The sequence below is a fragment of the Solwaraspora sp. WMMD791 genome (assembly GCF_029581195.1).
In the GTDB taxonomy this organism is placed as follows: domain Bacteria; phylum Actinomycetota; class Actinomycetes; order Mycobacteriales; family Micromonosporaceae; genus Micromonospora_E.
This window is the reverse complement of the sequence record NZ_CP120737.1, coordinates 5,763,252-5,785,891: the sequence shown is the minus strand read 5'-3', so window position 1 is coordinate 5,785,891 and position 22,640 is coordinate 5,763,252. Positions and strand designations below refer to the sequence as shown.

Annotated in this window: 25 protein-coding genes and 2 pseudogenes; 16 read left to right on the top strand and 11 right to left on the bottom strand. The window is 71.9% G+C overall.

Annotation, left to right across the window (positions count from 1 at the left end; all coding sequences use genetic code 11):
• The first annotated feature begins 159 nt into the window (after positions 1-159).
• Entirely contained in the window at positions 160-1,362 is a 1,203-nt protein-coding gene (locus tag O7623_RS26055) for a histidine kinase (RefSeq protein ID WP_282225591.1), read from the top strand.
• Complete coding sequence (locus O7623_RS26050; RefSeq protein WP_282225590.1) at positions 1,359-2,024, top strand: response regulator transcription factor; 666 nt, start codon at positions 1,359-1,361, stop codon at positions 2,022-2,024. The genes O7623_RS26055 and O7623_RS26050 overlap by 4 nt, the downstream gene beginning before the upstream one ends.
• 234 nt (positions 2,025-2,258) lie before the next feature.
• On the opposite strand, the gene O7623_RS26045 is transcribed toward O7623_RS26050, so the two are convergent.
• From O7623_RS26045 to O7623_RS26025, 5 genes are all read right to left on the bottom strand, one after another.
• Entirely contained in the window at positions 2,259-2,651 is a 393-nt protein-coding gene (locus O7623_RS26045) for a VOC family protein (RefSeq protein WP_282225589.1), read from the bottom strand.
• On the bottom strand, positions 2,648-2,932 hold the full coding sequence (locus O7623_RS26040; protein ID WP_282225588.1) for a metalloregulator ArsR/SmtB family transcription factor: 285 nt from the start codon (positions 2,930-2,932) through the stop codon (positions 2,648-2,650). The genes O7623_RS26045 and O7623_RS26040 overlap by 4 nt, the downstream gene beginning before the upstream one ends.
• 40 nt (positions 2,933-2,972) lie before the next feature.
• A complete protein-coding gene (locus tag O7623_RS26035) occupies positions 2,973-3,464 on the bottom strand; it encodes a hypothetical protein (RefSeq protein ID WP_282225587.1) in 492 nt (163 codons plus the stop codon).
• 367 nt (positions 3,465-3,831) lie between these two features.
• Positions 3,832-4,431 (bottom strand): TIGR03086 family metal-binding protein, encoded by a 600-nt coding sequence (locus O7623_RS26030; protein ID WP_282225586.1) that lies wholly within the window; start codon positions 4,429-4,431, stop codon positions 3,832-3,834.
• Positions 4,432-4,491: 60 nt separating this feature from the next.
• Positions 4,492-5,379, bottom strand: a complete 888-nt coding sequence (locus O7623_RS26025; RefSeq protein ID WP_282225585.1) for an alpha/beta hydrolase — start codon at positions 5,377-5,379, stop codon at positions 4,492-4,494.
• 233 nt (positions 5,380-5,612) lie between these two features.
• On the opposite strand from O7623_RS26025, the gene O7623_RS26020 reads away from it, so the two are divergent.
• Complete coding sequence (locus tag O7623_RS26020; protein WP_282225584.1) at positions 5,613-6,191, top strand: hypothetical protein; 579 nt, start codon at positions 5,613-5,615, stop codon at positions 6,189-6,191.
• Between the two features lie 103 nt (positions 6,192-6,294).
• Here the strand turns inward: O7623_RS26020 and O7623_RS26015 are convergent, their stop codons facing one another.
• Positions 6,295-7,350, bottom strand: coding sequence for a hypothetical protein (locus tag O7623_RS26015; RefSeq protein ID WP_282225583.1), 1,056 nt, complete (start codon positions 7,348-7,350; stop codon positions 6,295-6,297).
• 243 nt (positions 7,351-7,593) lie between these two features.
• Here O7623_RS26015 and O7623_RS26010 point away from each other — a divergent pair, with 243 nt between their 5' ends.
• From O7623_RS26010 to O7623_RS26000, 3 genes are read left to right on the top strand one after another with little or no spacing between them, the layout of a single operon-like run.
• On the top strand, positions 7,594-8,061 hold the full coding sequence (locus tag O7623_RS26010) for a helix-turn-helix transcriptional regulator (protein ID WP_282225582.1): 468 nt from the start codon (positions 7,594-7,596) through the stop codon (positions 8,059-8,061).
• Between the two features lie 5 nt (positions 8,062-8,066).
• Positions 8,067-8,480: a VOC family protein gene (locus O7623_RS26005; protein WP_282225581.1), complete on the top strand. Its 414-nt coding sequence runs from the start codon at positions 8,067-8,069 to the stop codon at positions 8,478-8,480.
• 13 nt (positions 8,481-8,493) lie between these two features.
• A complete protein-coding gene (locus O7623_RS26000; protein ID WP_282225580.1) occupies positions 8,494-10,872 on the top strand; it encodes an excinuclease ABC subunit UvrA in 2,379 nt (792 codons plus the stop codon).
• Here the strand turns inward: O7623_RS26000 and O7623_RS25995 are convergent.
• The gene (locus tag O7623_RS25995) at positions 10,862-11,059 is read right to left on the bottom strand and encodes a hypothetical protein (protein ID WP_282225579.1); all 198 of its coding nucleotides are present in this window, start codon (positions 11,057-11,059) and stop codon (positions 10,862-10,864) included. The genes O7623_RS26000 and O7623_RS25995 overlap by 11 nt on opposite strands.
• A 104-nt stretch (positions 11,060-11,163) precedes the next feature.
• On the opposite strand from O7623_RS25995, the gene O7623_RS25990 reads away from it, so the two are divergent.
• The 6 genes from O7623_RS25990 (at position 11,164) to O7623_RS25965 (ending at position 15,442) form a co-directional block, all read left to right on the top strand.
• Positions 11,164-11,436: a hypothetical protein gene (locus tag O7623_RS25990; protein WP_282225578.1), complete on the top strand. Its 273-nt coding sequence runs from the start codon at positions 11,164-11,166 to the stop codon at positions 11,434-11,436.
• A 41-nt stretch (positions 11,437-11,477) separates the two neighbouring features.
• Positions 11,478-11,996: a sigma-70 family RNA polymerase sigma factor gene (locus tag O7623_RS25985; RefSeq protein WP_282225577.1), complete on the top strand. Its 519-nt coding sequence runs from the start codon at positions 11,478-11,480 to the stop codon at positions 11,994-11,996.
• Positions 11,980-13,158 (top strand): hypothetical protein, encoded by a 1,179-nt coding sequence (locus O7623_RS25980; protein ID WP_282225576.1) that lies wholly within the window; start codon positions 11,980-11,982, stop codon positions 13,156-13,158. Before O7623_RS25985 ends, O7623_RS25980 begins: the two co-directional genes overlap by 17 nt.
• Positions 13,155-14,147, top strand: coding sequence for an ABC transporter ATP-binding protein (locus O7623_RS25975; protein ID WP_282225575.1), 993 nt, complete (start codon positions 13,155-13,157; stop codon positions 14,145-14,147). The genes O7623_RS25980 and O7623_RS25975 overlap by 4 nt, the downstream gene beginning before the upstream one ends.
• Positions 14,144-14,992 carry an ABC transporter permease subunit gene (locus tag O7623_RS25970; protein ID WP_282225574.1) on the top strand — a complete coding sequence of 283 codons (849 nt, stop codon included), beginning with the start codon at positions 14,144-14,146 and terminating at the stop codon, positions 14,990-14,992. The genes O7623_RS25975 and O7623_RS25970 overlap by 4 nt, the downstream gene beginning before the upstream one ends.
• An 87-nt stretch (positions 14,993-15,079) precedes the next feature.
• On the top strand, positions 15,080-15,442 hold the full coding sequence (locus O7623_RS25965) for a nitroreductase/quinone reductase family protein (protein ID WP_282225573.1): 363 nt from the start codon (positions 15,080-15,082) through the stop codon (positions 15,440-15,442).
• A gap of 39 nt (positions 15,443-15,481) precedes the next feature.
• On the opposite strand, the pseudogene O7623_RS25960 reads toward O7623_RS25965, so the two are convergent.
• A pseudogene (locus tag O7623_RS25960) lies at positions 15,482-15,775 on the bottom strand (DUF3817 domain-containing protein); the annotation flags it as partial.
• A gap of 60 nt (positions 15,776-15,835) precedes the next feature.
• On the opposite strand from O7623_RS25960, the pseudogene O7623_RS25955 reads away from it, so the two are divergent.
• Positions 15,836-16,406 (top strand): annotated as a pseudogene (locus tag O7623_RS25955) (SDR family NAD(P)-dependent oxidoreductase).
• Here O7623_RS25955 and O7623_RS25950 read toward each other — a convergent pair.
• The 3 genes from O7623_RS25950 to O7623_RS31420 are packed head-to-tail and all read right to left on the bottom strand — an operon-like array spanning position 16,391 to position 18,990.
• A complete protein-coding gene (locus O7623_RS25950) occupies positions 16,391-16,753 on the bottom strand; it encodes an MmcQ/YjbR family DNA-binding protein (RefSeq protein ID WP_282225572.1) in 363 nt (120 codons plus the stop codon). The pseudogene O7623_RS25955 and the gene O7623_RS25950 overlap by 16 nt on opposite strands.
• Positions 16,754-16,774: 21 nt before the next feature.
• A complete protein-coding gene (locus O7623_RS25945; RefSeq protein ID WP_282225571.1) occupies positions 16,775-17,581 on the bottom strand; it encodes a trans-aconitate 2-methyltransferase in 807 nt (268 codons plus the stop codon).
• An 11-nt stretch (positions 17,582-17,592) separates the two neighbouring features.
• Positions 17,593-18,990 (bottom strand): GNAT family N-acetyltransferase, encoded by a 1,398-nt coding sequence (locus O7623_RS31420; RefSeq protein WP_348775110.1) that lies wholly within the window; start codon positions 18,988-18,990, stop codon positions 17,593-17,595.
• A 155-nt stretch (positions 18,991-19,145) separates the two neighbouring features.
• Between O7623_RS31420 and O7623_RS25930 the strand changes: the two genes are divergently transcribed.
• From O7623_RS25930 to O7623_RS25920, 3 genes are all read left to right on the top strand, one after another.
• On the top strand, positions 19,146-20,465 hold the full coding sequence (locus O7623_RS25930) for a hypothetical protein (protein ID WP_282225570.1): 1,320 nt from the start codon (positions 19,146-19,148) through the stop codon (positions 20,463-20,465).
• Positions 20,466-20,550: 85 nt separating this feature from the next.
• The gene (locus tag O7623_RS25925; RefSeq protein ID WP_282225569.1) at positions 20,551-21,639 is read left to right on the top strand and encodes a serine/threonine protein phosphatase; all 1,089 of its coding nucleotides are present in this window, start codon (positions 20,551-20,553) and stop codon (positions 21,637-21,639) included.
• A gap of 58 nt (positions 21,640-21,697) precedes the next feature.
• Positions 21,698-22,627: a diacylglycerol kinase family protein gene (locus tag O7623_RS25920; protein WP_282225568.1), complete on the top strand. Its 930-nt coding sequence runs from the start codon at positions 21,698-21,700 to the stop codon at positions 22,625-22,627.
• Positions 22,628-22,640 lie beyond the last annotated feature (13 nt).

The window sequence follows — 22,640 nt, the reverse complement described above, 5'->3', positions numbered from 1 at the left end:
AGCATCTCGGCGACGGCCCGGGTGGCACGTCGGCACGTCGGCGGCACCCCGGCTGCGCCCGGCGCGGTAGCGCGGCGGGCGGCCTACTCCCCCGGGAGTACGCCGGGCTGCCCCCGTCGGGGCTGCCGCCGTGGACGCCGGCCGGCCTACAGTGCGGGCATGAGCCGGTCGCACCACGACACCGACACCGGCGCGGTCGCCTCGGCGGCCCGGCCGACGTCGCGGCGCGGGCCGGGCCTGGCGGTGCTGACCGCGATCGGGCAGCCGGTCTGCACCGCGATCGCCGCGAGCTGGCAGTCCGGCAGCGTCTCGATCATCGGGTACGCGCTGCTGGTGTTCAGCGGGCTGGCGCTGGCCGACCGGCACCGTTCCCCCCGGCGCAACTTCCTGATCGTGGTCGCCGCGACCCTGGCGTACCACCTGCTGGACCAGCCCGCCGGGGTGACCCTGCTGGCGCCGATGATCGCCGCGTCGGCGGCGCGGGCCGCCGGCCACCGCTGGCTGGTCGGCGCGACGGCGACGACGGCGTACGGCATCTGGGTGCTGGTCACCGGCGCGGCCCTGCGTCAGGCGGTGCTGGCGTTGGCGCTGATCGTCGCCGCCGGGCTGATCACCGAGATCGGCACCCTCGTCGCCGACCGGGTCCGCGAGGGCGTCGCGGAGCAGCGCCGTCTCTCCGAGGAGCGGCAGCGCCGCCGGGCCACCGAGCAGCGGCTGCGGATCGCCGCCGAACTGCACGACGTGCTCGGTCATCATCTGTCGTTGATCAACGTACGGGCCGGGGTCGGTCTGCACCTGATGGACCGCGACCCGGAACAGGCGCGTGCGGCGCTGGAGGCGATCGCGCAGTCCAGCGCGGAGGCGTTGCGCGAGGTCCGGGCGGTGCTCGACACGCTCTACCCGAGCGGTGAGGCCGCGCCGCGTGCCCCGGCGCCAGGGCTGGACCGGCTCGGCGAACTGACCGACGACGCCGCCGTGGCGACCCGGACGGTGATCGACGGTACGGTCCGGCCGCTGCCGGCTCCCGTGGACCGGGCGGCGTACCGGATCGTGCAGGAGGCGTTGACCAACGTGCGGCGGCACGCCGGCCCGGATGCCGCCGCCACTGTCACCATCGGATACCGGCAGGATGCGCTGATGCTCCAGATCGACGACGACGGCGCCGGTGCACCGGGGCCGGCTGCTGCGGCCTCGGGCGCGGCGGCCCCGGCGGGCAACGGGATCACCGGAATGCGGGAGCGGGCCGCCGCGCTGGGCGGCGAGGTGACCGCCGGTCCGGCACCGGACGGCGGTGGCGGTTGGCGGGTACGGGCCCGCCTGCCGATCGGCCCTGAGTCGTCGCCGCAGGAGGTCGTTTCGTGATCCGGGTGCTGCTGGTCGACGATCAGGTGCTGGTCCGGGCCGGGTTCCGGGCGCTGCTGGCCGCCGAGGGCGACATCGAGGTCGTCGGTGAGGCCGGCGACGGCGCGCAGGCGGTCCGGTTGGCCCGGCAGACCCGGCCGGACGTGGTCCTGATGGACATCCGGATGCCCGGGGTGGACGGGCTGACCGCGACCCGGCAGATCGCCGCCGACCCGCGGCTGTCCGAGGTACGGATCGTCGTGCTGACCACGTTCGAGCTGGACGAGTACGTCGGCGAGGCGCTGCGCGCCGGGGCGGCCGGGTTCCTGGTGAAGAACACGCAGCCGGCCGAGCTGATCCAGGGGGTACGGGTGGTGGCCGCCGGCAACGGTCTGCTGTCGCCGAGTGTGACCCGGCGGGTGATCGAGCAGTTCGCCGCCCGTACCGCCGCTCCGGCCGCACCTCGACGGTTGGCCGAGCTGACCGACCGGGAGCGGGAGGTCGTGGCGTTGGTCGGCACCGGGCTGTCCAACGACGAGATCGCCGTCCGGCTGGTGGTCAGCCCGGCGACGGCGAAGACGCATGTGTCGCGGGCGATGGTGAAGCTCGGTGCCCGGGACCGCGCCCAGCTGGTGGTGTTCGCGTACGAGGCCGGCCTGGTCCGCCCCGGCTGGCTCCCCTGACCTCCGCCGATCGGCCGTCGGCTACCGCGACGCGATGATGTAGGCGCGAGCGACGATGACACACCCTGGCCCTGGCGGACCAGTACAGCGGCAGAACAGTATTCCTGTGTGGAATAACTATTCCACACAGGAATACTGCCCGGGACGGTATGTCGATGGGCGCCGGTCACGAAACGTGAGGTAGTGGTGGCGTTGACCTCGACCCCGCTCACCTGACAACGTCGAGGTGAGGGCTCAGGCCGGGCTGACGAGTTGGATGAGGTTGCCGCAGGTGTCGTCGAGGACCGCGCCGACGACCGGGCCCATCGGCGTGGGAGTCTGGACGAACGTGACCCCGTCGGCCTGCAGCGTCCGGTACGCCTCCTCGACGTCGTCCACGGCGAACGAGGCGGCCGGGATGCCCTGCTCGGCGAGCGACTGCTTGTACGCCTGGGCGGCCGGGTTCTCGTCGGGCTCCAGCAGCAGCTCGACGCCGTCCGGGGCGTCGGCGCCGACCACGGTGAGCCACCGGTGGGCTCCGACCGGGAAATCGGTCTTGGGGACGAAGCCGAGCTTGCCGGTGTAGAAGGCCAGCGCCTTGGCCTGGTCGTCGACGAAGACGCTCGTCACGTAGATGCGGGCTTTCATGTCTTCTCCTCATCGGTGAGTGGCCACCGCTCGATGATCGAGCGCAGCGGTCGGGTGTCGAGGTAGTGGAGTTTGGTGCGGCCGACCCGTTCGGAGCGGACAAGTCCGGCCTCCTCCAGCACTGCCAGGTGCTGGGAGATCGCCTGACGGGTCGAGGTGGTGCCGTGCTCGGTGAGCAGTCGGGTGCAGATCTCGAACAGGCTCATCCCGCCCTTGCGGGCGAGCTCGTCCATGATCCGCCGCCGGGTCGGGTCCGCGAGTGCCCGGTAGAGGACCGCCACGCAGCCCACAATAGGCAAGTCTTCACTTGCATATCAAGTCTCACCCACAGCGGGGAGCCACAAACGCCGGGTCAGGATCCGGCGGGCGGCGGACCGTCGGTCGCGGCACCGACAACGCGGCGGCGAGCGTGGTAGCGGCGGTCAGGTGCACGCCAAGGTCTGCCAACCGTGGCCAGCCGTCGACCACGACCCGCAGGGCCCGCCCTTCGATCCGGACCGGGCGGTCGGACCAGCCGCGCAACGCCCAATCGTTGTCCTCGTAGCTGCACCAGATCAGCGCCACCTGGCGCCCGTCATGCGTACCGACCAGGGCACAGCGGCGCTTCTCGTCCGGAATGACCGTGCCGAACCCTCGCCAGGTCAGCTCCGGTGGCGGGTCGGTCTCGACCCAGCCGCCAGATCCGGCCCGGCGCAGCAGGTCGGCGCGCAGGGCACTGATCTCCAGCTCCTCGGCCCGCCGCTGGGGCGGCCACCATGACCCAGATGAGCGCCCCGACCAAGGCGGTGGCCGCAGCCGAGATCGCCACGACACCCAGGAGCGACGCACCACTGGACATCAATTCACTGTATAGACAGCTGCCCAGAAGCGGAGTGGCTGGCCAGCAGCGGGCCCGCAGAACATCCGTACGCCACTGACGCAGCGCACCGGCGACGAGCTGCCAGACGGTGTAGAACAGCGCGTGGACACCGTCCACGTCCCGGTCGTGGGCATCGCCCGCCGGCGGCTGCACGGCCACCGTCCGCCCGGCGGTCGATCCTGGTGACCAACCGGGCCAGCCAACCGCCGTCGACCGGCCCGACGTCGTCCAGGTTCCACTCGCACCGTTGACACCACGGTCGGAGACCGTCGATCGTGACCAGGGCTACCCGACACCCTGGGCACAGCGGCGTTCCCACGACTACCGCGACCGGTTCCAGGCTCGCGCGTCCCGCCCGAGCAGGGCGAGCAGCTGGGTCTGCCGGTCCGGGTCCGCCCCCACCTGCGGTGCCGGCGCGAAGTACCCGGTCGGCAGGGCCTCCGCCACCGGTTCCACGAAGGCATGCGCGGCTTCGACCAGCGCCGGGTCCAGGGTCGCGTCGACGCCGATCGCCTGGGCCAGATCCCAGCTGTGCACCAGGTTGTCGTTGAAACACAGTCCGGCCAGCCGCCGGCCCCGCATGTCGCCGACCGGGTGGTGGACGACGGTGTCGAGCACTCCGGGGCGGGCGAACGCCTCGACCGCGACGTCCACCGAGTGGCGTACCGCCGTGAGCGGGTCGCCGCCCAGCACGTCGAAATCCGGCCGGGCGATGTCGAGCCGGCCGAGGTCGGCCAGCGGGATGCCGTCGAGCACCGGGAGCACCGCGAGGTTGCCGCGGACCACATGGTCGACCAGCGTCCGTACGTCCCATTCGGAGCATGGCGTCGGCGCGCGCCACTGGTCGCCACCGACCTGTGCGACGAGGTCGCAGAACTGCCGGCTGGCCCGTTCGTAGAGGACGACGAAATCCGTACGCAAGGGAACCCTCCGTCACCGATCCGCACCGGATTCCGCAGCCTACCCGCCGCCAGTTTCCGGTCACCCGCCTGCCGGGCGTGCATCGTCGCCGGTCAGGAACCGGTGGACGGACCGGGTGTACCCGATCGGAATGTGCCCGGTGTCGGGCAGCAGGACGACGGCGGCGTGCGGCAGCAGTCGGCGTACCCGGCGGGCGGTCTGCCGGGAATCCAGCAGCCGGTCCTTCGCTCCGGCGACGACCAGCAACGGAACGGCGAGGCGGCGCAGGCCGTCGTCGCTGAAGATCGGCAGCCGGTTGCGTCGTGACTGGTAGCTCCGCTGGATGAGCAGCAGGAAGTCGGCCAGCTCTGCCGACTCGGGCCTGTCCGGGGCGTCGGATGCCGCCGGCGCCGGGCCGAGCACGAGTCGGACGGCCGCGCGCTGACCCCACTCGCCGAACGGCAGAAGGAGGAGCGACCCGACGACCGCGCCGTACTTCTGCCGCCCGATGCCGGCGGGTACGAGCAACGCGAGCCGGGTGACCCGATCGGGTCGGCGCTGCGCGTAGTCGAGCGCCAGCCATCCGCCGAGCGAGGCACCGACGAACGCCGCCTGGCCGATGTCGAACGCGGCGAGCACGTCATCGAGCCACTCGGCGTAGCTGCCGGAGGTGAGCGGGGGCCGCGACGGCGCGCTGAGGCCGGGTTCACCGATGACGTCGACGGCGTACACCCGGTGGGTCTGCGCCCAGGTGGCGACGTCACCGGTCCACGCCGTCGAGTTGAAGCTGCCGCCGTGCAGGAGGACGACCGGCGGGGCGTCGCGGCGTCCACTGACGATCACGAAGGTGTCACCGTGCCGCGTGGGGACCGTCGACTCCGTCGCCGACGCCGGCCAGCGCCCCAGAAATGCCCGGTACCGCTGCTCGACGGCGCGGCGAGCAGCTTCGGACCGGTAGATCGCGTTCATCGCCGACCCCGCTGGTGCGGGTCGACGTACCCAAGAAAGTCCATGACACCAAACTACTCTTTACTTCCCTATCATCCAAGTATCACGAGCGTATAGGTAATGATCGGGCATCGGTCAACCGGGGCCCGTATCTGGTGCCGGTGCCGGACAGATCGGACAGGTACGGGAACCGGCGCCGCTGCGTACACGTCCAATCGCTGTCTGATCCGATGCCCCTCGCCAAGGAGGTGGCCATGCAGGAGCATCGCAGCTACGCCGCAGGGTTCGCGCTCGTCTCGCTCATCGTGGCGCTCGCCGCCGCCGGTTGCGCGGGCACCGGCACCGGCGGGGTCGGCGACCCGCAGCCGGTGCCGGAGGAGGGTACGACGATGGATCCGTCACCGCGGCCAGGCGCCGACGCGCTCGGCTGCGGACAGCAGTTCGAGGCACCGGACGACGGGGTGCTGGCCGTCGACGGGCAGTTCCCGTCGAGCGTGTCCGGCACCGACCGGGACGTGACCGGCACCGTCGAGGTCACCAGCCACCGCGCCGTCCGGGGGGTGGTCAGCCCACGGGCCGAGGTGTTCCTGGTCCAGCAGGGCCGGGTCACGGCGGTACCGGCGGCGCAGGACCTGATGGGCGTCCAGTGGGATCTCGCCGCCGGCGACGTCGAGCAGTTGCCCGGCGACGTACCGCTGGTCTCCTGCGCACCGTCCGGCGGGCCGGTGCCGGCCGGTGACTACGAGCTGTACGCGCGGGTGGCGATCGCCCCGGACGACGGTACGGACCGGCTGGTGTCCTACGGCGGCCCCTGGCCGCTGCGGGTCACCTGAGGGCCGCGACTGTCGACCCGGGCACGAGCTGGGCCGGGGACCGCTGGATGGTCCCCGGCCCTTTCACTGTTGCGTGCGGGTCAACCGGCTGCCTCGGTGCGGGTCAGCCGGTGACGATGCTGACGCCGTACGCGGCCGCGACGTCGATGTAACGTTCCGCGTAGCTGGTGACGCCGTTGCCGGCGATCACGTTGCCCCGGATCCAGGCGCCACCCGAGGAGTCCTTCACGTAGAACGGGCTGCCCGAGTCGCCGCCGGCCGGCTGCGTACCGCCGGTGAAGACGATCACCGGCGACTTGCAGCCGGTGGAGGTGCAGACCTGACCGGTGATACTGGTCGCGGTGTGCCCACAGTGCTCACCGGTGGTGCGGCCACTGTGGCAGTAGTCGGTGAAGCCGACGTATGCGGTGCCGGCCGCCACCACCGGGGCACTGGAGGTGCTGGTCACCCCGCCGGTGAAGATCCGACCCGCGTAGGACCGGCCACCGACCAGCTCCATGTCCTGGGCATGGCCGCTGACCGTGGGCAGCCGGCGGTTCGACACGACGCCGTACGCGTTGGCGCCCGACTCGGTGAGCACGTTGATGCCGTTGGCGAAGCAGTGCCCGGCGGTGACCGAGAACCGGGTGCCGGCACCGTTCTGCACGGCGTACCCGGCCGAGCACCAGGCCACCCCGGCGGTCTGGGTGATGCCGCCACCGCCCCAGTACGGCTGGATGTCGTCGCGGCGGTGCCAGAAGTCGCTGATCGTGGACGTGTTCACCTGCACGGCGTTGGCTGCCTGCAGGTGGCCTGCGGTCGTGCCGGTCGGCTTCGTCAGCGCGGCCACCACGTCGGCGGGCGCGTCGGTGTCCACGACGATCCGGCCGGTGGTGGCGTCCAGGTAGCTGCCGAAGGTGTACTTCGTGCCGTGGGTGGCGACGTAGTCGGCGATCCGCCGCTGGATGACCGCCAGGGTCGCCGTCGCGGCGGCCGGGGCGGCGACGCTGGCGCGGGCGCCACGGTCGGGCGCACGGCGCTCGTCGGCCTGTGCGAGCGCCCCCCGGGTGACCTGTTTGTTCTCCTCCGGTACGGCGTACGCGGCGCTGCCGCCGAGGACCGTCAGCGCGACGGTCGCCGCGACAACGGCACCGACGAGCGCCCTCGTTCTCTTGTACATGCGTTCCTCCATCGATGTTCATTCGCGGCCGATTGCCGCGACCTCACTCATGAGAAATCACGGAAGATAAGATCGATAGCGTTATGTCGACGATGCGACAACCAGGACGATCGACCATTTTTGACAAATCAACGACTCATTGAGTCCAATCAGAAAACAATTCGACTTCACCATCTCCCGGCGACACGGTCATCTGCCGGCCGGATTGGGCGGATCCGGCCGGGGCGTGGCACCATCGCGCAGGTGACCAGCAGCACCGCGGCGACACGCCGGCTCCGCGACCTCGCTCTCCTGCGCCGGGTCCGGGACCGGATCGACCGGGAGTACGCCCGACCGCTCGACGTCGAGACGCTGGCCCGGGGCGTGCACATGTCCGCCGGCCATCTGAGCCGGGAGTTCCGGGCGGCGTACGGGGAGTCGCCGTACTCGTACCTGATGACCCGCCGGGTCGAACGGGCGATGGCGTTGCTACGGCGTGGTGACATGACTGTCACCGATGTCTGTTTCGCCGTGGGTTGTTCCTCGCTCGGTACGTTCACCACCCGGTTCACCGAACTGGTCGGTTCGCCGCCGGGTGCCTACCGCCGACAGGCCACCCGCGCCACCGCCGGGATTCCGTCGTGCGTGGCCAAGCAGGTGACCCGGCCGGTCAGGAATCCGGCACCGGTCAGGAATCAAGAAGTCCGGCCGGGTCGATCGCCACTACCGTGACCGGCATGGACATCACGATTCATTCGACCTTCCTTCCACACGACGATCCGGACGCGGCGCTGGCCTTCTACCGCGATCTGCTCGGCTTCGAGGTCCGCAACGACGTCGGCTACGAGGGCATGCGCTGGATCACCGTGGGGCCCGCCGGCCAGCCCGGCACCAGCGCCATCGTGCTGCACCCGCCGGCGGTCGATCCGGGAATCACCGACGACGAACGGCGCGTCGTCACCGAGATGATGGCCAAGGGCACGTACGCCGGCATCCTGCTGGCCACCGACGACCTCGACGGCGTCTTCGAACGGCTACAGTCGGCCGACGCCGACATCGTCCAGGAGCCGACCGACCAGCCGTACGGAGTCCGCGACTGCGCCGTCCGCGATCCCGCCGGCAACCTGATCCGTATCCAGCAGCGCAGTTGACCAGGGAGTCACGATGAGCAGTGGCCCGACGCCGGCCGTGCCGCACGTCGCCGACCGGCACGACATGATCCGGGTGCACGGTGCCCGGGAGAACAACCTGCGCAACATCGACGTCGAGCTGCCGAAACGTCGGCTGACCGTGTTCACCGGGGTCTCCGGTTCGGGCAAGAGCTCCCTGGTGTTCGGCACCATCGCCGCGGAATCGCAGCGGTTGATCAACGAGACGTACAGCGCCTTCGTGCAGGGGTTCATGCCGACGCAGTCCCGGCCCGACGTCGACGTGCTCGACGGACTGACCACCGCGATCATCGTCGACCAGGAGCGGATGGGCGGCGACGCCCGCTCCACGGTCGGTACCGCGACCGACGCCAACGCGATGCTGCGGATCCTGTTCAGCCGGCTCGGTCAGCCGCAGATCGGCCCGCCCAGCGCATTCTCCTTCAACGTCGCGTCGGTGCGCGGCAGCGGCGCGATCACCGTCGACCGGGGCGCGAACAGCAAGGCGGTCAAGGCGACGTACAGCCGGCTCGGCGGGATGTGCCCACGCTGCGAGGGCCGGGGCACGGTCACCGACTTCGACCTGACCGCGCTCTACGACGACAGCAAGTCGATCAACGAGGGTGCGCTGACCATCCCCGGCTTCAGCACCGAGGGCTGGTACGCCCGGATCTACGCCGGCAGCGGCTTCCTCGACCCGGACAAGCCGATCAGCAGGTTTACCAAGAAGGAACTCGACGCGCTGCTGTACAAGGAGCCGACCCGGATCAAGGTCGACAACATCAACGTGACGTACGAGGGGCTGATCCCCCGGATCCAGAAGTCGTTCCTGGCCAAGGACGTCGACGCGATGCAGCCGCACATCCGGGCCTTCGTCGAACGGGCGATCACCTTCACCACCTGCCCGGAGTGCGCCGGCACCCGGCTGACCGAGGCCGCCCGGTCGTCGAAGATCGGCGGGATCAGCATCGCCGACGCCTGCCGGATGCAGATCAGCGACCTCGCCGAGTGGGTACGGGGCCTCTCCGAGCCCTCGGTCGCGCCGCTGCTGGCGTCGCTGCGGCACACCCTCGACTCGTTCGTCGAGATCGGCCTCGGCTACCTCAGCCTGGACCGCCCGTCCGGCACCCTCTCCGGCGGCGAGGCGCAGCGCACCAAGATGATCCGCCATCTCGGCTCGTCGCTGACCGACGTCACGTACGTCTTCGACGAGCCGACGATCGGACTGCACCCGCACGACATCGCCCGGATGAACGACCTGCTGCTGCGGCTGCGGGACAAGGGAAACACGGTGCTCGTCGTGGAGCACAAGCCGGAGACGATCGCGATCGCCGACCACGTCGTGGACCTCGGCCCCGGGGCCGGCACGGCCGGCGGCCAGGTGGTGTTCGAGGGGACCGTCGACGGGCTCCGGGCCAGCGGCACGCTCACCGGTCGCCACCTCGACGACCGGGCCACCCTCAAGGAGAAGGTCCGGATCCCGACCGGCACGCTGGCGGTACGCGGTGCGAAGGCGAACAACCTGCGCGACGTCGACGTCGACATCCCGCTCGGCGTACTGGTCGTGGTGACCGGGGTCGCCGGATCGGGCAAGAGTTCCCTGATCCACGGTTCGATCCCGCCGGGTGAGGGCGTGGTGTCGATCGACCAGGCCGCGATCCGGGGCTCCCGGCGCAGCAACCCTGCGACGTACACCGGTCTGCTCGATCCGATCCGTAAGGCGTTCGCCAAGGCCAACGGGGTGAAGCCGGCGTTGTTCAGCGCCAACTCCGAAGGCGCCTGCCCGACCTGCAACGGCGCCGGGGTCATCTACACCGACCTGGCGATGATGGCCGGGGTGGCGTCGGTATGCGAGGACTGCGAGGGCCGCCGGTTCCAGGCGGCGGTCCTGGAGTACCGGCTCGGTGGCCGCGACATCAGCGAGGTGCTGGCGATGTCGGTGACGCAGGCCGAGGAGTTCTTCGCCGACGGCGAGGCCCGTACGCCGGCCGCTCACGCCGTACTGCGCCGGCTCGCCGACGTCGGGCTCGGCTATCTCAGCCTTGGCCAACCGTTGACCACGCTGTCCGGCGGCGAGCGGCAGCGGCTGAAGCTGGCCACCCACATGGCGGCCAAGGGCGGCGTGTACGTCCTCGACGAGCCGACCACCGGCCTGCACCTCGCCGACGTCGAGCAACTGCTGGGCCTGTTGGACCGGCTCGTCGACTCCGGCAAGTCGGTGATCGTCATCGAGCACCACCAGGCGGTGATGGCGCACGCCGACTGGATCATCGACCTCGGCCCGGGCGCCGGTCACGACGGCGGCCGGATCGTCTTCGAGGGCACCCCCGCCGATCTGGTCGCGGCCCGGTCCACCCTGACCGGCGAGCACCTCGCGGCGTACGTCAGCCGCTGAACGGCCCACCCTGCCCGGCGAATCCCGCCATGATCGAGGTAGCGGCCGGTGCGCCGGCCGCGCCGGGCAGGGTCGGCTGCGGTTGCCCCGACCACGCCCGGCAGTCCACGGGTGCGGGGATCGGGGGTGGTGGCGCGGTGCGTACCGGTCGGCTGGAGGCGTTCAGCGACGGCGTGCTCGCCATCATTGTGCCGAGCCTGCAGCCGCCGGACGGCCACGAACTGTCCGACCTGATCACGGCGACCGGCACCGGGCTGCCGACGTACCTGCTCACCCTTGGTCCTGCAACGGGTGATCGTGCGGCGGCAGGGGCCGGAGTCGCCGCTGCGGCGGGCAGTCGGCAGCGACCGCAAAGGCAAGATCTCCCCGGTGGTGTACGTCGCCGGGATCCTCAGCGCGCTCACCATCGACCGGGGCGGCCCGGTCGGCGTGGGAAACGCGTCGGCGTGCTTCGTGGGGGTCGCGGTCGTCTGGATCGTGCCGACCGGCGGATCGCCCGCGTGTTCGACCAGGCCGACGCACGAGGCTGAGGCCTGTCACATCTTCCGCGTCGGCGGTGCTTGAGATATGTGAGCAGGTCAGCCGAGCGGAGGGAGACCGCGACGATGCCGACACCGCCGGCACCGGGTGCCGTCCGGGCCGACCTCGAACAGGTCTTCCGGTCCTGGTATCCGCAGGTCGTCGCGGTCGCCGCCCGGGTCCTGGGACGCCGGGACGAGGCCGAGGACGTCGCCCAGGAGGTCTTCCTCGCCTTCGGTCGTTCCGCGGTGCCGGTGGGGGCGGCGGCCGGTTGGTTGTCCGTCGCCGCCGCGCACACCGCGCTCAACCACATCCGGGCCGGCCGGCGCCGGGCCGACCGTGAGGTGGCCGCACGCGGCACTGACGAGATGGCCGCCGACGTCGCCGACGAGGTGCTGGCCCTCGAAGACCGCCGCCGGGTCCGCGCCGCACTGGCCCGGCTGCCGCACCGGCAGGCGGTGGCGCTGGTGCTGCGGCACAGCGGCCTCAGCTACGCCGAGGTCGCGGCAGCTCTCGATCTTTCCCCCGGCAGCGTCGGCACCACGGTACGGCGCGCCGAGTCCGCCCTACGGGAGGAGTTGAACGGTCATGCGTCATCCGACTGACGGCACGCTACGCCGGCTGATCGACGAACCGGCCGGCGTCGCCGCCGACGATCGCGAGCACGTCGCCGGCTGCCCGGGTTGCCTGGCCCGCCTGGCCGACGCGCAGCGCGACGCGGCGGCCGTCGACGCGGCGCTACGGGTCGACGTCACCGCCGACGTGGACGCGGGTTGGCACCGGTTGGCCGGGTCGCTCGCCGCCGCATCCGGTGCCGGTGCCGCCGGATCCGTCGCCGTCACCGCCGATGCCGGTACCGGTACCGGTACCGGTACCGGTGAGAGTGTGCGGCGGCCGGCGGTGACCAGCGTCGGCACCCGGCGCAGGCTGACCGGCTGGCGACTGGCCTGGCGCAGCCCGGTCGTCGCCGTCGTCGGCGTGGCCGCCCTGCTCGCCGGGGCGGGTACCGCCGCCGCGACGAACTGGCTGCAGGTCTTCCGCGCCGAACGGATCGCCCCGGTCACCGCACCCGAGGCCGACCTGGTCAGCATGCCCGACCTGTCCGACTTCGGGGAGCTGCTGGTGACCGAACCGGTCGACGTCCGCCCGGTCGCCGACGCGGCCGCAGCAGAGCAGGTCACCGGACTGTCCGTTCCGCAGGTCAGCGAGCTGCCCGACGGCGTCACCGGCCAGCCGGACCTGCACGTCACCGGCCGGGTCAGCGCTCTGTTCACCTTCTCCGCCGAGCGGACCGCGCGGACCGCGGCGGCGGCCGGTGCAACCGTGCCGCCACCGCCACCCGGACTGGACGGCAGCCAGTTCCGGCTGGTCGCCGGCCCTGGTTTCGCCGCCGTGTGGTCGCAGGGACGCCCCGTACCGGCGTTGATCGTGGCCCGCGCCACCGCGCCGACCGCATACTCGTCGGGCGTACCGTTCGACGTGGCCCGCGACTACCTGCTCTCGCTGCCGATCCTGCCCGAGACCGTCGCCGCGCAGCTGCGGGGATTCTCCGCCGACGGCACGACACTGCCGTTGTTCATGTCGGTCGAGGAGCTGACGAGTTCCGGTGCCGACGTCGACGGCGTACCGGCCACGGTCTTCGCGTCCCGCGACGGCGTACTCGCCGGTGTCGTCTGGGTCGACGACGGCACGGTCAACGCGGTCGCCGGCTCGTTGAGCAGTGCCGAGGTCCTGTCGGTGGCCCGGGAACTGCGGTGGCGGCGATGACCGGCGCGGCGGCCCGCGACGCCGCCCGACAGCTGCTCGCCGAGCTGCCACCGGCACCGGCGGTGTGGTGCTCCGGCCTTCGCAAACGCTACCGGCGGCGGACCGCCGTGGACGGGGTGTCCTTCACCGTCGGCCGCGGCGAGGTGGTCGGCCTGCTCGGACCGAACGGCGCCGGCAAGACCAGCGTCATCAAGATGCTGCTGGGTCTGGTCCGCCCCGACGCCGGGGAGGTGCTGCTCCTCGGGCAGCCGGCCCGCGACCCGCGCGCCCGCGCCCGCGTCGGTTACCTGCCGGAGCTGTTCCGCTATCAGCCGTGGTTGACCGCCGCCGAGGTGCTGAGCCTGCATGTCCGGCTGGCCGGCGTGGCGGTGCCGGCCGGTGAGCGACGGGAATGTCTGGCCCTGGTCGGGCTCGGTGACCGGGCCGACGACCGGGTGGGCGGCTTCTCCAAGGGTATGCAGCAACGCCTCGGTCTGGCAGTGGCCCTGGTGGCCCGCCCGGAACTGGTCGTCTTGGACGAGCCGACGAGCGCGCTGGACCCGATCGGCCGGGCCGACGTGCGGGACCTGCTGTCGGCGCTCAAGGCCCGTGGCGTCGCGGTCCTGCTCAACTCGCATCTCATCGGCGAGGTGGAGCGGGTCTGCGACCGGGTCGTCATCCTCGACCAGGGTCGGGTCGCCGCCACCGGCACCCTGGCGGAACTGCTCGGCACCCGGCAGCTGCGGCTGCGGCTGGCCCAGGTCGGCGTACCGGCCCGGGACCGGCTGGCCACGCTCGGCCGGCTGACCCACGACGGCGACTGGTTCACCGTCACGCTGCCCGGCGCGCCGGACGGCGGCGGGCACGACGACAACGTGGTGCCGGACCTCGTCGCCGATCTGGTCCGCCTCGGCACCCGGGTACACGCCGTCGAACAGACCCGGATGAGCCTGGAGGACCGGCTGTTGGGCATCCTGCGGACCGGCGCCGGCGAAGGAGTCCCACGATGATCGCTCGTACGGTGGTGACCGTCGCCGCCCTCACTCTGCGCGAGGCCGCCCGACGGCGGGTGCTGCGCTCGTTGGCCCTGCTGACCGCGGTGCTCCTCGGTCTCAGTGCCTGGGGATTCTCCCGGATCGACGCCGAGTTCGGCGGCCTGACCAGCGGCGAGTCCAAGCTGGTCGCCGCGATGGTGCTCAACCTGGTGATGTTCGGCCTGAGTCTGATCGCCGCGCTCGGTACGGCGTTCCTCGCCGGACCCACCGTCGCCGGGGAGACCGAGTCAGGGATGGCGCTGGCGGTGCTGGCCCGCCCGGTACACCGGTCGGCGGTGCTGGTCGGCAAGTGGCTCGGCCTGGTGGTGTTCGGTGCCGGCTTCGTCGCGCTGGCCGGTTCCGCCCAGCTGCTGATCGTCCGGGCCGCCCTCGGCTACTGGCCGCCCCGGCCGGTGGCCGGCCTGGCGCTGCTCGCCGCCCAGGCCGTCGTCCTGCTGACCCTCGGCCTGCTGCTGTCCACCGCCGTCTCACCGATGGCGTCGGGGATCGTCGCGGTCGGCCTGTTCGGTGCCGGCTGGGTCGCGGGCGTGATCGGCGGGGTCGGGCAGGCGATCGGCAACGACAGTGTGGCGCGGATCGGAGCGGTGTCGCAGATGCTGCTGCCGACCGATGGACTGTGGCGCGGGGCGATGAACTCCTTCCAGGACCCCACCCTGCTGATGCAGTTCGGGCAGGCGTTCGAGGGTCATCCGTTCCTCAGCGCCGCACCGCTGACCACGACGTACGTCGCCTGGGTCGGTCTGTGGACCATGCTGCTCCTCGGCCTGGCCGCGATGGTGTTCCAGCGCCGGGATCAGTGATGCGCTGCCGCACGGGAATCACGGGCCTCCGGTGGCGGTGTTACGTTGCCTCGTACGGGGTCGGCGCCGGTGACGATGGAGGGTCAAGTGGGGCAGCAGGGACAGCGGCGGCCGCTCCTGGCGCGCGTCGCCGCCCGGTTCAACCGGCATGTTCTGCGGTTGCGGTCGTCGCGCCGGTGGGGTCGGCTGGTCCAGCGGCGCATCACAGTCGTCACCTACACCGGGCGCCGGTCGGGCCGCACGTTCAGCACTCCGGTCAGCTACCGGCGCGCGGGCGACACCGTCACCATCAGCGTCAAGCTGCCGGACGTGAAGAACTGGTGGCGCAACTTCACCGGCGACGGCGGCCCGATCTCACTGCACTTCGACGGCGTCGAGCACCCCGGGCACGCCGTCGCCCGCCGCGACGACCGGGGCCGGGTCACGGTCACCGTCGCCCTGGACAGCTGACCTGACTCCCTGGCCCTGCCGGGCTGCCCCACCGCCGCCGAGCATGCCCCGCCGGCGGGCCCACCGCTCGAAGGCGAGCGTGGCGAACGGCGGCACCGCGCAGACCAACGCCAGGACGGTGACCGGCACCCGCCACCGGTGCACCCAGGCCACGGCCAGCGCGAGCAATCCGTACGCGGCGAAGAGCGCCCCGTGGATCGGCCCGAACACCTGGACGCCGAGTTCGTTTCCGGGCGGGCCGTACTTGACCGCCATCCCGACCAGCAGGCCGGCCCAGGAGAATGCCTCCGCGATCGCCGTCACGACAAACAGCCGGGTCACCTTCTCGCGCATTCCGCCGATGCTAGCCGCGCCGTTGACCTCAACCAGGGTTGAGGTGCTCTGCTGTGCGGCATGGAACTCGACGAACTACGGGTCGCCGTCACCGGTGCCGCGCGAGACACTGGCAAACTGCTGGCTGAGGCCTTCGCCGGTCAGGGTGCACGGGTGATCCTCTCGGCCCGGGACCTGGCCACGGCGCAGCAGGTCGCCGAAGCGATCAACCGTCGCGGGCCCGGTCACGCGGAGGCGCTGCGCTGTGACCTGGCCGATCCTGCCTCGGTACGGCGGTTCGCCGCCGCCGTGGCCGACCGGACCGACCGACTCGACGTGCTGATCAACAACGGTGCCGGCTACCTCGACGGCGAGGATCTCGGTGCCCGCTCCGACGACGACATCACCACCGTGATCGCCGGTGGGGCGACCGGCACTGTGCTGTTGACCCGGCATCTGCTGCCGCTGCTGCGCCGGTCGACCCGCCCGGACATCGTCATGATGGTCTCCGCCTGCGGCGAACCGGGACATCACCGCCCGGTCGGTCGTCGACTGCGTGCTGTTCGCGGTCGACCAGCCACGGGACTGCTTCATCCGCGAGTTCCACTTCGAGCAGGTGCGGTCGGTGCCGCGGGATCAGGCGGGGAGCTGATCCACCCCGTCCGGGGCGCGCATCCGCCAGGCGTCGGTGACCAGTTCGGCGAGCCGGTCGACGTCGACGCGTTCCAGCCGGAGCATCACCAACGGCAGTCCGTCGTAGCTGGGGGTGGTGAAGAACAGGTCGGGCTCGCCGAGCAGCAGGGCCTGCTTCTCGGCCTCGTCGCCGACGTAGAGCACGGCGATGTCGGTGCGGATGACCCGGGGCCGGCCCGGCTGGCGCTCCGGATAGGACCAGATGAAACCCTTGCCGCCGACCCGGAAGTCGAAGCCGTCGCTGTCGATCTCGACCACCTGCGGTAACGCCGTCGCCAGCCGGCGGACGTCGTCGGCGTCTGCCATCGCCACCTCCCGTCGGACAGGTTAGCGGGCCCGTCCGACAGATGGCTGAGGCCGCCGCGTCGCCACGACGAACACCCGCCGGAACGGGAAGAAGACCATGCCGTCGCGGACCGGGTACCGGCTCGCCAACTCCTGCCCCAGCAGCCGACGGAACGTCGCCCACTCGGCGTCACCGAGCGCGGTGCGCACCGGCCGCGCCGCCGTTCCTTCGACCCACGCCAGCACCGGATGCGCCGCCGGGTCGTCGTCGGCGGCGGGCAGCAGATGCAGGTACGTGGTCTCCCACGCGTCCACCAGGCAGCCCGAGCGCAGCAGCCGCACGGCGTACCCGGCGGGGTCCAGCACCACGTCGCCGCCCCGGATGGTGGGCAGCCGGTCGCGCCACCTCGGGTCCGCCGCCACGGCGCGGATCGCCTGATGCGACGGGGCGTCGAAGTTGCCGGGCACCGCGAAGGCGAGTACGGCGCCGGGGGGCAGCCGGTCCGCCCACCGGGTCAGCAGCGCGGGATGCCCGGGGACCCATTGGAGCACGGCGTTGCAGACCACCAGGTCGAGGTCCGGGTCAGGGTCCCAGCCGGTGACGTCGGCGACGTCGAAGCGCACCGGGGATCCGAGCGCGCGGGCGGCGGCGATCATCTCGGCGGAGGAGTCCAGGCCGGTCACCGTGGCGGCGGGCCAGCGGTCGAGCAGGCGTACGGTCAGGGTGCCCGGACCGCAGCCAAGGTCGACGACGGTGGCCGGGTCGTCGACGGCGACCCTGGCCAGCAGGTCGTCGAAGGGGCGGGAACGGTGGTCGGTGAAGCGCAGGTAGGCGGCCGGGTCCCACATCGCGACCTTCCTCAGGTCCGTACGGATGTCCCTCCGTCACGGTACGCCGGCCACTCCTCGGCGAGCATCGCGAAGTCGAGCTCCGTACTCCATTCGCCTTTGAAGAAGTCGTTGCGCACCAGCCGGGCCTCCTGACGCATGCCCAGGCGTCGCGCGAGCCGGGCCGACGGTGTGTTGCGTTCGTCGATCCGGGCGACGATGCGGTGCAGGCCGAGCTGGTCGAAACCCAGGCCGAGCACGGCACGGGCGGCCTCGGTGGCATAACCCTGCCCGCTGGCGTCGGGGTGTACGACGTACCCGATCTCCCCGCCGCGCTGCGCGCGGCTGTGCCAGAAGAGCACCACGTCGCCGATCAGTCGGCCGGTCGCGGCGACCTCGATGCCGAGGGTGAGCGCCTGACCTTCGTCGGTCAGTCCGGTGTTCGCCCACATCGTCGCCAGCCGGGAGACGACGTCGTCGCGGGTCATCGGTGTGAACGGCACGTACCGGCAGACCTCCGGCCGGCTGCGGTAGCTCAGCAGGTCGTCGACGTCGGCGGCGGTCAGCGGCCGCAGCAGCAGCCGCTCGGTACGGACCGGATAGTCGGGTTGCAGGCCGGCGGGCGCCGCCGACACGGTCGTCGGCGGAGTCGCGGTGTCGGCCGACGCGGTCGCGGGTCCAGCCGACGTGTCGCCGCCGGGCAGGCGGTAGACGGAGACGTGGGCGGGTGACTCGGCGGTGAACTCGGCACCCGACCAGTCGGCGTGCCGGGACTCCAGCTCGAAGCCGGCCAGCTGCGCCATCAGGTCCATCTCGGCCGGCCAGACGTAGCGGTGCGGGCTGCGGAACAGGCTCACCTGGCCCTTGTCGTCGATCCGGAAGTGGTGCGACACCAGATGCTGGCTGAGCAGGTCGTAGGTGTCCAGGCCGACGTAGCTGTCGTCGGCGTGGAAGACGGTGGCCTCCCTGCCCGGCGGCAGCGTACGCAGCTGCGGCACCTCGAGTTCGACGACGAACCGGCCACCGGGGACGAGATGACGGGCGGCGTTGCGGAAGCAGGCGACCTGATCGGCCTGGCTGAGCAGGTTGGAGATGGTGTTGTAGACGAGGTAGACGAGCCGGTACCTGCCCGGCGCGGTGGCGGTCGCCATGTCGCCGACGATCACCGGGATCTGCTGCTCGGTCGCCTTCGTCCGCAGCTGTCGCACCATCGGCCGGGACAGCTCGATGCCGGTCACCGGCACCCCTCGGGCAGCCAGCGGCACCGCGACCCGACCGGTGCCGACGGCGAACTCCAGCGCCGGGCCACCGTCGGCCAGGGCGACCAGCCGGTCCACGGTGGGTTCGAGCGTTTCGGCGGCGAACATGCCGGTGCCGGGGGTGTCGTAGTGCCGGGCCGTCTCGTCGTTCCAGATGTCGTCTGCCCGCATACGTCCACCATCGCCGCCGCCGGCATCGACAGTCCAGTGGGTTCTCACCGGCACCGCGCGACAAAGTGAGACTCAGGTCACATCTGGCGGAGAACCTGGCGGGCCTCCGGTGCCGTCTTGCCGGTTGTGACACTTCACGAATCGACGGTACAGCGATGACCGGCCGCCTCTTCCTGACGGAACTGCGCCGTACCGGGGCCCTGTGGTTCGGCATCGCCCTGGCCGGTACGGCGGCGTGGCTGACCGCCGATCCGGAACGCTGGGACGGTGCCTGGATGGCAACCGTCCTCGCCCACCACGCCGGGCTGGACCTGTTGTGGCCGCTGGCCCTCGCCGCCGGGGCCTGGCAGGGCCGACGGGACCGGGCCGCCGGCATCGTCGACCTGCTCGCCGGCACTGCCCGACCCGGGTGGTCCCGGGTCGCGCCGCAGGCGACGGTGGTCGCCGGCTGCCTGGCCGGCGGGTACGTGGGCGGGCTGCTCGACGGGCTCGGCCGCGCCCTGCTGGCGGCCACCTACCATCCGCCGGGCTGGTACGGGCCGCTGCTCCTCGGCGCGCTCAGCATCGCCGCCGCCGGACTGCTGGGGCTCGGCGTCGGCCGGCTGCTGCCGTCGCGGCTCACCGCTCCGCTGCTCGCCCTGGCCGGTCTTGCCGCCATCGTGGTCGTCGCGATCGGGTGGGCCGACAGCTACCGCCCGGTGCTGCTGCTCGGACCGGCCTACCTCGGCGACGCCGACCAGTACTCCATGATCGACGGTCGGGTCGTCGCCGGCAAGCTGGTCTGGTTCACCGCCATCGCCGGGACCGGGTTCGCGTTGTACGCGGCCGGCACCCGCCGCAGCCGGCTGCTGGCCACCATCCCCACCGCCGTCGGGCTGGTCGCGGCGCTGGCGTTGTTCCCCCCAACGGGTCCGGCCGTCCGGCCGGACCCGGAGGCGACCGCGCTGGTCTGCACCGACGAGGCACCCCGAGTCTGCGTCACCCGGCTGCACGAACCCGCGCTGGCCCAGATCGTCGATCCGGCCCGGCGGGCGCTGGCCCTGCTCAGCCGGCTGCCCGACGCGCCGACCCAGGTCGTCGAGGAGCCGAGCCGGCACGGCACCCGGGTCGAGCAGCGTCGCGACAGCGTTCACCTGGAACTGGTCATACACGGCGACGGGACGGTGATCAGCGGACAGGAGTCGATCGAGGCCAGCATCCTCGACGGTGCCGGCACCTGGGCCTGCGGAGCCGCCGCCGCCGACGTCGCGGGCTGGGAGCCGATCCAGGCGGCCCGCGCCGCCGCCAGCCTGTGGCTGCAGGGCCGCGACGCCCGGCCGGACGAGTTCTGGCCCCCGGTGCAGCAGATGGTCGCCGACGCGCTGGCGCGCCTGCGGGCGTTGCCACCGGACGAGCAGGTGGCCCGGGTCGCGGCACTGCGCGCCGCCGCGCTCGACTGCCGGCCGGATCTGTACGACGTACTCACCGGGTCCTGACCTCCGGACTGGGTACGACCGCTGGCCACGGGGACCACCGGTGCCTGCGGCCAGGTTTGTCGGACCCTTCGACTACGGTGCGAACATGCCGGACCACACAGGAATGGAGGTCGCGGACGTCAGGCGGCATCCGATCGACCGGCTGGCCCGCGACCGTACCGTCACGACCTGGCTCGGTGGTCTCGACGAGACCGAGCTGTGCGGTCTGCTGACCGACGCGACGGCGCTCGGCACCGGGATCGGCGGCACGACGGCGTCGATCGACGTGGCCGGCGGCCCGGTGTTCGTCAAACGCGTCCCCCTGACCGACCTCGAGTTGCGCGTCGAACACCACGGCTGCACCCGCAACCTGTTCGAGCTGCCGACCTTCTACCAGTACGGCGTGGGATCCGCCGGGTTCGGTGCGTGGCGTGAGCTGGCCGCCCACCGGACCGTGTCGGAGTGGGTGCGGCAAGGCAGGTCGGCAAGTTTCCCGCTGCTGCACCACTGGCGGATCCTGCCGGTACGCCCGGAACCAATGGAACCCACATCGATCGACACGTGGGTCTTGCGGTGGGGCGGCCACCCGGCGATCCGCCGCCGGCTGACCGCGATCAGCGCCGCGCCGGCCAGCCTGGTCCTGTTCATGGAGCACGTCGGACACCGGCTGGACCGTTGGCTGGCAGCGCGGTCGGCGACAGGTGGATCTTCCGCCGCAGCCGCTTACGCGATGGTCGATCGGTCACTGGAAAGCACCACCCGACTACTCGCTGAGCATGACTTCGTGCATTTCGACGCGCACATGCACAACCTGCTGACCGACGGCCACGAGATCTACGTCGCCGATTTCGGCCTGGCCGCGCACGCCGACTTCGACCTCGATCCGGCCGAGTACGCCTTCCTGCGGCGACACTGCCACTACGACCGCTGCTACACCGCCACTCATCTCGTCTTCGCGGTCATCGGCAACGCGTTGCGGGAGCCCTGGCCGGCGTGTCTGGACTACCTTCGGTCGCGGCCGGGTGACGACCATCCACGGCTGCCGCCGGAGGCCGTCACACTGATCCGGCGCTACACCGCGATCGCGACCATCATGGGTGGGTTCTGGCAGGCCGTGATCCGCGACCGGACCGCGCCCTACCCGGCCGACGCGCTGGCCGACGCGCTCGCGGCGGCATCGGCGTCGCCGGCCTGACCTCGGGTGCGCCGCCGCCCGACAGTGCCGGCACAGGCAGTGGCGATAGGGTGCGACGGTGCGGACCAAGCAGGAGCTCAGTGACGCCATCCGGCGGCAGCGGCGGGCGGTGCTGATCGTCAACGCCAAGTCGCGGCGGGGTCGGCAGCTCTACAGCGACGCCCGGCAGCGGCTGACCGCCGCCGGCTTCGACCTGCTGGCGACGTACCCGGTCGACGAGCCAGGTGAACTGGAACGCAACCTCGACGAGGCGGTCGGGCTGGCCCCGGACCTGCTGGTCGCCGGTGGCGGGGACGGCACGATCGGGGCCGCCGCCCGGCTGCTCGCCCACCGCGACATCGCGCTCGGGCTGCTGCCGCTGGGCACCACCAACAACTTCGCCCGCACCCTGGGCATCCCGCTCGACCTCGACGCGGCCGTCGGCGTCATCACCGAGGGCAAGGTGATCGACGTCGATCTTGGTCTCGCCGGTGACCTACCGTTCGCCAACCACGTCGGCATCGGGCTGTCCGCCGACGTGATGCTGCGTACTCCGCCCCGGCTCAAACGGATGGTCGGCAAACTGGCCTACCCGGCGACGGCGGCGGCGTTGATGGCCCGGCACCGGCCGCTGCGGGTCAGCGTCCGCGCCGAGGGCCGGACCCGCGAATTCACCACCCATCAGCTGTACGTCGCCAACGGCGGTCACCAGGCGGGGCGGCCGATCACCGCCGACGCCAACGCCGACGACCGGCTGCTGGTGGCGTACCCGGTCGGTGGGCCGACCCGCCGCAGCCTGTTGGGCGCGACGGTGCGCAACGCCGCGACCGGCCATCGCCGGACGCTGCGCCACGACCCGTTCCTCGCGGTCGGCGAACTGCTGGTGGAGACCGACCGGCCGGCGCGGGTCGAGATCGACGGCGAGCTGTCGGGTGAGACGCCGGTACGGCTGCGGGTCGACGCCAACGCGTTGCGGGTGATGGCGGCGGCCGACGTCGTCGACCGGTGACCGGGCCGGCCGC

What these genes read in the sequence shown, in the direction of transcription:
- O7623_RS26055 (WP_282225591.1), top strand. Translation starts at nt 160, where the DNA reads ATGAGCCGGTCGCACCACGACACCGACACCGGCGCGGTCGCCTCGGCG.
- O7623_RS26045 (WP_282225589.1), bottom strand. Translation starts at nt 2,651, where the DNA reads ATGAAAGCCCGCATCTACGTGACGAGCGTCTTCGTCGACGACCAGGCC.
- O7623_RS26025 (WP_282225585.1), bottom strand. Translation starts at nt 5,379, where the DNA reads ATGAACGCGATCTACCGGTCCGAAGCTGCTCGCCGCGCCGTCGAGCAG.
- O7623_RS26020 (WP_282225584.1), top strand. Translation starts at nt 5,613, where the DNA reads ATGCAGGAGCATCGCAGCTACGCCGCAGGGTTCGCGCTCGTCTCGCTC.
- O7623_RS26015 (WP_282225583.1), bottom strand. Translation starts at nt 7,350, where the DNA reads ATGTACAAGAGAACGAGGGCGCTCGTCGGTGCCGTTGTCGCGGCGACC.
- O7623_RS26005 (WP_282225581.1), top strand. Translation starts at nt 8,067, where the DNA reads ATGGACATCACGATTCATTCGACCTTCCTTCCACACGACGATCCGGAC.
- O7623_RS26000 (WP_282225580.1), top strand. Translation starts at nt 8,494, where the DNA reads ATGAGCAGTGGCCCGACGCCGGCCGTGCCGCACGTCGCCGACCGGCAC.
- O7623_RS25995 (WP_282225579.1), bottom strand. Translation starts at nt 11,059, where the DNA reads ATGATGGCGAGCACGCCGTCGCTGAACGCCTCCAGCCGACCGGTACGC.
- O7623_RS25985 (WP_282225577.1), top strand. Translation starts at nt 11,478, where the DNA reads ATGCCGACACCGCCGGCACCGGGTGCCGTCCGGGCCGACCTCGAACAG.
- O7623_RS25980 (WP_282225576.1), top strand. Translation starts at nt 11,980, where the DNA reads ATGCGTCATCCGACTGACGGCACGCTACGCCGGCTGATCGACGAACCG.
- O7623_RS25975 (WP_282225575.1), top strand. Translation starts at nt 13,155, where the DNA reads ATGACCGGCGCGGCGGCCCGCGACGCCGCCCGACAGCTGCTCGCCGAG.
- O7623_RS25970 (WP_282225574.1), top strand. Translation starts at nt 14,144, where the DNA reads ATGATCGCTCGTACGGTGGTGACCGTCGCCGCCCTCACTCTGCGCGAG.
- O7623_RS25950 (WP_282225572.1), bottom strand. Translation starts at nt 16,753, where the DNA reads ATGGCAGACGCCGACGACGTCCGCCGGCTGGCGACGGCGTTACCGCAG.
- O7623_RS25945 (WP_282225571.1), bottom strand. Translation starts at nt 17,581, where the DNA reads ATGTGGGACCCGGCCGCCTACCTGCGCTTCACCGACCACCGTTCCCGC.
- O7623_RS31420 (WP_348775110.1), bottom strand. Translation starts at nt 18,990, where the DNA reads ATGCGGGCAGACGACATCTGGAACGACGAGACGGCCCGGCACTACGAC.
- O7623_RS25930 (WP_282225570.1), top strand. Translation starts at nt 19,146, where the DNA reads ATGACCGGCCGCCTCTTCCTGACGGAACTGCGCCGTACCGGGGCCCTG.
- O7623_RS25925 (WP_282225569.1), top strand. Translation starts at nt 20,551, where the DNA reads ATGCCGGACCACACAGGAATGGAGGTCGCGGACGTCAGGCGGCATCCG.